The organism is uncultured Anaerovibrio sp., assembly GCA_902786545.1.
Taxonomy (GTDB): Bacteria; Bacillota; Negativicutes; order Selenomonadales; family Selenomonadaceae; genus Anaerovibrio.
The window spans coordinates 1-5,876 of sequence record CADACU010000077.1 but is presented as its reverse complement, the minus strand read 5'-3'; the positions used below and the strand labels follow the sequence as shown (position 1 = coordinate 5,876).

7 protein-coding genes are annotated in these 5,876 nt (G+C 43.0%); 6 read left to right on the top strand and 1 reads right to left on the bottom strand.

What is annotated here, in order from left to right; all coding sequences use genetic code 11:
- Nucleotides 1-590: 590 nt before the first annotated feature.
- Genes QZV24_RS10075 through QZV24_RS10065 form a run of 3 tightly spaced genes read left to right on the top strand, consistent with a single transcriptional unit; the run spans nt 591 to nt 1,306 of the window.
- Complete coding sequence (locus tag QZV24_RS10075) at nt 591-806, top strand: DUF4314 domain-containing protein (RefSeq protein ID WP_294523455.1); 216 nt, start codon at nt 591-593, stop codon at nt 804-806.
- Nucleotides 806-1,030 (top strand): hypothetical protein, encoded by a 225-nt coding sequence (locus QZV24_RS10070; RefSeq protein WP_294523453.1) that lies wholly within the window; start codon nt 806-808, stop codon nt 1,028-1,030. Before QZV24_RS10075 ends, QZV24_RS10070 begins: the two co-directional genes overlap by 1 nt.
- Nucleotides 1,031-1,045: 15 nt before the next feature.
- Nucleotides 1,046-1,306 (top strand): hypothetical protein, encoded by a 261-nt coding sequence (locus QZV24_RS10065; protein WP_294523451.1) that lies wholly within the window; start codon nt 1,046-1,048, stop codon nt 1,304-1,306.
- A gap of 647 nt (nt 1,307-1,953) precedes the next feature.
- Here the strand turns inward: QZV24_RS10065 and QZV24_RS10060 are convergent.
- Nucleotides 1,954-2,745: an MBL fold metallo-hydrolase gene (locus QZV24_RS10060; RefSeq protein ID WP_294523447.1), complete on the bottom strand. Its 792-nt coding sequence runs from the start codon at nt 2,743-2,745 to the stop codon at nt 1,954-1,956.
- 146 nt (nt 2,746-2,891) lie between these two features.
- Between QZV24_RS10060 and QZV24_RS10055 the strand changes: the two genes are divergently transcribed.
- The 3 genes from QZV24_RS10055 to QZV24_RS10045 form a co-directional block, all read left to right on the top strand.
- Entirely contained in the window at nt 2,892-3,743 is an 852-nt protein-coding gene (locus QZV24_RS10055) for a LysR family transcriptional regulator (protein WP_363138214.1), read from the top strand.
- Between the two features lie 786 nt (nt 3,744-4,529).
- The gene (locus QZV24_RS10050; RefSeq protein WP_294523445.1) at nt 4,530-5,453 is read left to right on the top strand and encodes a carbon-nitrogen hydrolase family protein; all 924 of its coding nucleotides are present in this window, start codon (nt 4,530-4,532) and stop codon (nt 5,451-5,453) included.
- 21 nt (nt 5,454-5,474) lie between these two features.
- Nucleotides 5,475-5,876, top strand: a 402-nt coding sequence (locus tag QZV24_RS10045) for a GNAT family N-acetyltransferase (protein ID WP_294523443.1), incomplete at its 3' end; no start/stop codon positions are given.

Here is a 5,876-nt window from a genome sequence, read left to right as displayed (position 1 = left end):
GATGCGTTTTACGGCCGATTTCAAATCAAATAGGTAGAATAAACATACTAGCCGGGATTTAAACCCGGCTTTTTTATGCGTATAAGTGACAATTTATAAAAAAATAATGATGAAAAATATTTAGCCAGTTTTACCACTTTTAATTGGAGTTTTTGAAAAGGGGTGAAAAACACCAAAGCCTTGGTATTACTGAAAAAGGTAAAGTGGCAACTTGAAAAGTTTTACCACTGATTTTACCACTTTTGAGGGGAAAATTATGCCTATTTTATGCCAAAATATGGCTTTTTGTGATAGAATTATGTGGTAGTGAAATTTTTACGAAGCTTGTAAAATCAAGGTTTTAAAGGGGTTTTGTATAAATGGTTAAAATCTGTTTTATTTGCCACAGCAGTATACTAGTCGATATCCTAAAACCTTGTATGGCAAGGGCTTGGGGGAATTGAATATCCCAATTACCACTTTTTTACCACTCATATACACGCAAATATAATCTTTAATCATGCATAGCTGCTCTTATTGAGGGCAGTTTTTGTTTTGGCCGCTTACAAGAAGCCCAAACCACGACATAATGGTGGTGAGGAGGTCATGTTATGAAAGATTATAAAGCTATTGAACAGGCTAAGGCCACATACTTGGCAGGAATGAGAGTTCGTTTAGTCAAGATGGATGATATCCAAGCACCGCCGATTGGCACCGAGGGTACGGTAAAAGGCGTGGATGACATCGGTTCGGTTATGGTGGCATGGGATAACGGCTCAGGACTCAATGTTGTTCTGGGCGAGGATGAGATTGAGGTGGTGAAATAATGAGTGGTTGTGTAGAAATCGTAGCTAGATGTTCGTGCTGTGGTAAGAAAGAAACATATTCAATGTCTGAGGCTGAGTCAAGGGTTTATTTAGAGTATCTAAAATATGGAAGAGAATTAGGTTATATCCAAGATTTATTTCCAGATGTACCAGCTTGGATAAGAAGTGGTGGAATAGATCAATACAGCAATGGATTTTGCATTTGTCCCGATTGTTGTGGATAGCGAGGTGGTGAAATAATGAAGGGATGTCCAGTTTGTGGTATGGAATATGAAGATTATCCGGCACTGTCGAGGAAAGGTAATTGTACTAAGATCTGTCCGGATTGCGGCACCAGAGAAGCGGTGAAGGTATATACGCTTTATTCTCAAGAAGGTGATATCACCTTCATAATGGAGGATAAGAAGAATATAACCTCGGTAGTGGGCTTCTATTTCGGGGAGCCGGATGAAGAGGCAACAAGGATATTCCGAGGAAAGCTGACAGCGGAGTTTGAGTAAGTCTTTTAGAGAATCCCTTATAGATGGTTTAATGTTGTAGGTTTACAATACATTCATCGTTAAGCTGATTTAGGCGATAATCGTTATATTTGTATCAAAGTACCGCTCCTACGGGATACCTTAATAACTAGTTTGATACAAAGAAAATCCCCTCAAATGCCTGTTATTGGGCTTTGAGGGAATTTAGCTGTTTGGAGTAGAGGTCTTATAGGGGATAAGAAATATCTGATTTGAGTGATTGAATACGGAGTTAACGATAAAAAGGATATTTAGCCAGTGGTGTAGAAATTAAAAAAAACCAGTGTCAGGAGATAAGCTATATGATAACAGTAAACCTATATTACAAGGGAATAAACGGAGCGGCGAGAGCTTTTGCCAACGAGATGGAGTCAAGTGGTATGACGAGAAATTCACGGCGGCATTTGAGCAACTGCTAAATAAAGTAATAGAATTCCAATAAGTTGTTCTTATTGGAAATTATAAAAATACAGACCGCGAGATCATTGATTTTACTGGTTTCGCGGTCTGTTTTAGTTTGGCATTTTTACCTGAAAATCAAGTTCCTTGTGCCTGGATAATGGTTTCCAGCCTGCTTTGGTGAATTCCCATGAAATCTTGTTGGAGCTGCTCCAGGTTGAGCAGAAGCCTCAATAAATTATAGATTGACCGTCCTTTGGCATATCATAATTAGTTACATTACGTTCGGCAAGGTTGCCATTTAGTGTATGGCGGGTGAGTGCGGCATGGGCAACATTATCCAGATGCGTCAGATACAGTCTGGCGTTAGGCACAGTCTTGGCAACGCAGTGGACATCTTCGGCATCCATGATTAGTCGGCCATTTTCCACCGTCTCGGCGGCACAGCAGTTGAGTGCTACGACTTCCGGTTTCCAACGCTTCAAGGAGTCGGCTACTGCGGAATACCATATCGTATCACCGGCTAGATAAAAGTTTTTTTCCATTTCGCTTTCAAACATTATCCCCATTGCATCACCACAGGGATTTACTGTGCCATGGAGAGCTGGTACCTTGGTCAGCTTTGCTTGGCCAAACAGCATGCCTGCGTCGGAAAGTACGGTCACATCGTGGAAGCCGGATTTTTTGAAGACAGTGGCATCTGCTTCATTTTGGCAAATTACAGGCACATTCTTGTCCAAAGGTGCGCCCACAGTACCATCCATGGACATATCGATGTGGTCGGGATGGATATGCGTTACCAGATAATAATCAATTCCGGCGAGTATTTCTTCCATTGGCATGGGAAGGTCATAGAAGGGCATAGGCAAATGCTCCTTCATTTCATCCGGCACATGATAAGGCTTGCCGGGAACATCGACGAAGGAAAACTGGTGCTTGGGCATCAGCCACGGGTCAATCAGGAAAGTTTTGTCGGCATATTCAAGGCGGTTGGTGGCATTGCGGATTTGTGTCAATTTCATGGTCATGTCTCCTTTTTTGTAAACTATGAATTGCTTTATCTAATTTATGCTTCTAGTATAATGCTCATATTGAGGTACAACAAGCAAGGAAATTCTCTTTTGACGCAATAAAAAGGTTGCTGTAAAATAATAGGAGGGGGGATTTGATGAATCAGAAGCAAATGGAATATTTTCTCGAAGTATATAGGCAAGGCAATATTCAAAGTGCCGCAGATAAGCTCTATGTGTCGCGGCAAGGTGTCAGTAAGATGCTTAAGACTTTGGAGGAAGAACTAGGGCAGCTGCTCTTTATCCGTAATCCGCATGGCCTTGTTCCTACTGACTATGCCAATGCACTGTTACCGCATGTGCAGCGGCTGCTGGCAGAATATCGGAGCATTGCGAGCATGAGCACATTGGCGTCCCAATCCAAAAGCGTGGTGACTATATATGCGCTTGATCACATTATGGCTTACTTGGGGGCAGAGTTCCTTTTGAATTTTCACCATGCATACCCAGATATTATTCTCAGCACTGTGGATACGACAGATGATGCAGCCTTGAAGGGCGTGCTGGAAAAGCAATGCAACTTTGCCATTGTCACAGGAGAAGCTGACAAAAATCGTTTCGAAGCTGAACCACTGTTCTTTTCACGGTACTGCGCGCGGCTCCATCGCCAGCATCCGCTGGCCGGCAGAGAAAAAATTGATTATGCGGATCTGGAAGGCGCGCGCATCGTCAGCAAGGGGCGGGCCTATCAATGTTTCAGACATAATATTGATAAATATATACTATTGCCAGGATTAAATGTTGACATCGTAGCCGAAACTGCCGATGAAATGATTATCACCGACCTGATTCTTCGGCATCAGGCTATAAACCTTAGCTATGATTACTCTGCTGTACTGAATAATCACCCGGATATAATTTCAAAGCCATTAGGCACAGGCGATGATATTGGTCAAACCGTATATCTTGTCTTACTCAGGCTAGCCAAAACTTCCGTTCCTTCCTACTGAAATGGTTACCTGCAAATGGTAAAGATAAAGTTGTCTGGCCTGTGTGACAAATAATCAGTTGAGGATGATGAGAAATTCACTCAGGCGTTTGAACAACTGCTGGACAAAGTAATAGACTTCCAATAAAGACACCTTATCGGAAGGTATAAAAACACAAAATCCCCCGGAAATAGCATCACTGCTGCTTTCGGGGGATTTTGTGTTTTTAGGCTGGTTAGGGGAATTTGGAGGTGGGGTGAATAGGGAATACAGGAAAATGAGAAGATATTCATAGAAAGATTTAGCTCATGCCTCCACGTTGAGAGCGTAGCACTAATTAACAGAAAATAAAATGCCATAACCCCTTGTCCTATAAGCCTTAACGGCATATTTGAGACATATAAGAATAAGGAATAATGCTGTGCCAGAAAGACAGTATTTTAGTGATTTTCAGCAAGGCAGCATACTCAAAACGATAGTTGGGTATGTTGCCCTGCTGATTTTTTGCATTAGGGTAGAGTATGTGGTACTGCTATTGGCATAGTTGGGAATGTGGGGACGATGTTGCTCTGAAACTATAAACATATCTACTCTAGAACGGGCATGGTTACTGGGGCGGGATTGATATGTTTATGGCACCTAGCCTTTTTTATAAGTTGGGAATGTGGGAGTGCTAGAATGTGGAGATGATGTTAGAATGTAGAGTAGTGCATAATGGATAAGCTTGGATATGATGTGGAACTGACATATAATAAAAATGATGCATATTGATGCTGTGACAAATCGCAGTTTGTGGAGGTATATGGAATGAAAGATTTAGATAAACATACATGCCGCATAGCGCTGGTCCAGGCTGAACCGGTTCTGTTCAATAAACAGGAAAGTCTGAAAAAGGCCTTGGGTTATATTGAAGAGGCGGCAAGAAACAAAGCGGAATTGATAGTGTTCCCTGAACTGTTTATCCCAGGTTATCCTGTTGGGATGAACTTCGGGTTCAGTGTCGGCAAAAGGACTGAACCCGGAAGGGAGGACTGGAAGAGATACTATGATGCCTCAGTCGTGGCCGGCGGAGAGGAGTTCATTCAGCTTGCGAGTGAAGCGAAAAAGCGCGGCGCGTATATAAGTATCGGATTCTCGGAAAGAGATGCGGTCGGAGGGACTTTGTACAACAGCAATGCCATCTTCGAACCGGACGGAACATATAAAGTGCATCGCAAGCTAAAACCCACAGGGTCAGAAAGACTGGTGTGGGGAGATGCTGATAAATACTTTTTCCCGGTCACTGAAACACCATGGGGACCTATAGGCAGCCTTATATGCTGGGAAAGCTATATGCCGCTTGCCAGAGTCGCTCTGTATCAGAAAGGAATAACGATCTATATCTCCCCTAACACAAACGATAACCCTGAATGGCAGGCGACCATCCAGCACATAGCGATAGAAGGCAAATGCTATTTTATCAATTCCGACATGATAATCAGAAAAGAGTCATACCCGGAGGATCTGAATACCAAAGCCGAGATAGCAGCTCTGCCGGACATAGTGTGCCGCGGCGGAAGCTGCATAATAGACCCTTATGGGCATTACGTTACGGATCCGGTATGGGATGAAGAGACGGTAATATATGCTGAACTGGATATGGATCTTCCGGCTGCATGCAAAATGGAGCATGACGCGGTAGGCCATTACGCAAGGCCGGATGTACTGCAGCTGGTCGTATCAGACAGATAAGTTCTCGTTTGTAAGAAGAATATGATTTATCGTGAATTGAGGCCAAATGAATATGGTCTGCTAAAGGACTTTCTGTACGAAGCGATATACATTCCGGAAGGCGCAGATCCGCCTGACAGGAGTATTATAGAGCAACCTGAGCTTGCTCTATATTACGAAGGCTTTGGGAACGGCAAGGCAGATCATTGCATTGTTGCCGAAGATTCGGGAAAAGTGATTGGTGCGGTCTGGACAAGGATCATGGATGACTACGGTCATGTTGATGATGACACTCCCTCCTTCGCAATTTCGCTGCTTAAGGAATACCACAAAATGGGCATCGGTACACAGCTTATGAAAAGAATGCTACTGCATCTCAAAGAGTGCGGATTTGAAAGGGCGTCCTTAGCTGTGCAGAAGGAAAACTATGCAGTCAGAATGTAT

Bases quoted from the DNA above. Each gene is read 5' to 3' on its own strand.
- QZV24_RS10075 (WP_294523455.1), top strand. From the start codon at position 591: ATGAAAGATTATAAAGCTATTGAACAGGCTAAGGCCACATACTTGGCA.
- QZV24_RS10065 (WP_294523451.1), top strand. From the start codon at position 1,046: ATGAAGGGATGTCCAGTTTGTGGTATGGAATATGAAGATTATCCGGCA.
- QZV24_RS10070 (WP_294523453.1), top strand. From the start codon at position 806: ATGAGTGGTTGTGTAGAAATCGTAGCTAGATGTTCGTGCTGTGGTAAG.
- QZV24_RS10060 (WP_294523447.1), bottom strand. From the start codon at position 2,745: ATGAAATTGACACAAATCCGCAATGCCACCAACCGCCTTGAATATGCC.
- QZV24_RS10050 (WP_294523445.1), top strand. From the start codon at position 4,530: ATGAAAGATTTAGATAAACATACATGCCGCATAGCGCTGGTCCAGGCT.
- QZV24_RS10055 (WP_363138214.1), top strand. From the start codon at position 2,892: ATGAATCAGAAGCAAATGGAATATTTTCTCGAAGTATATAGGCAAGGC.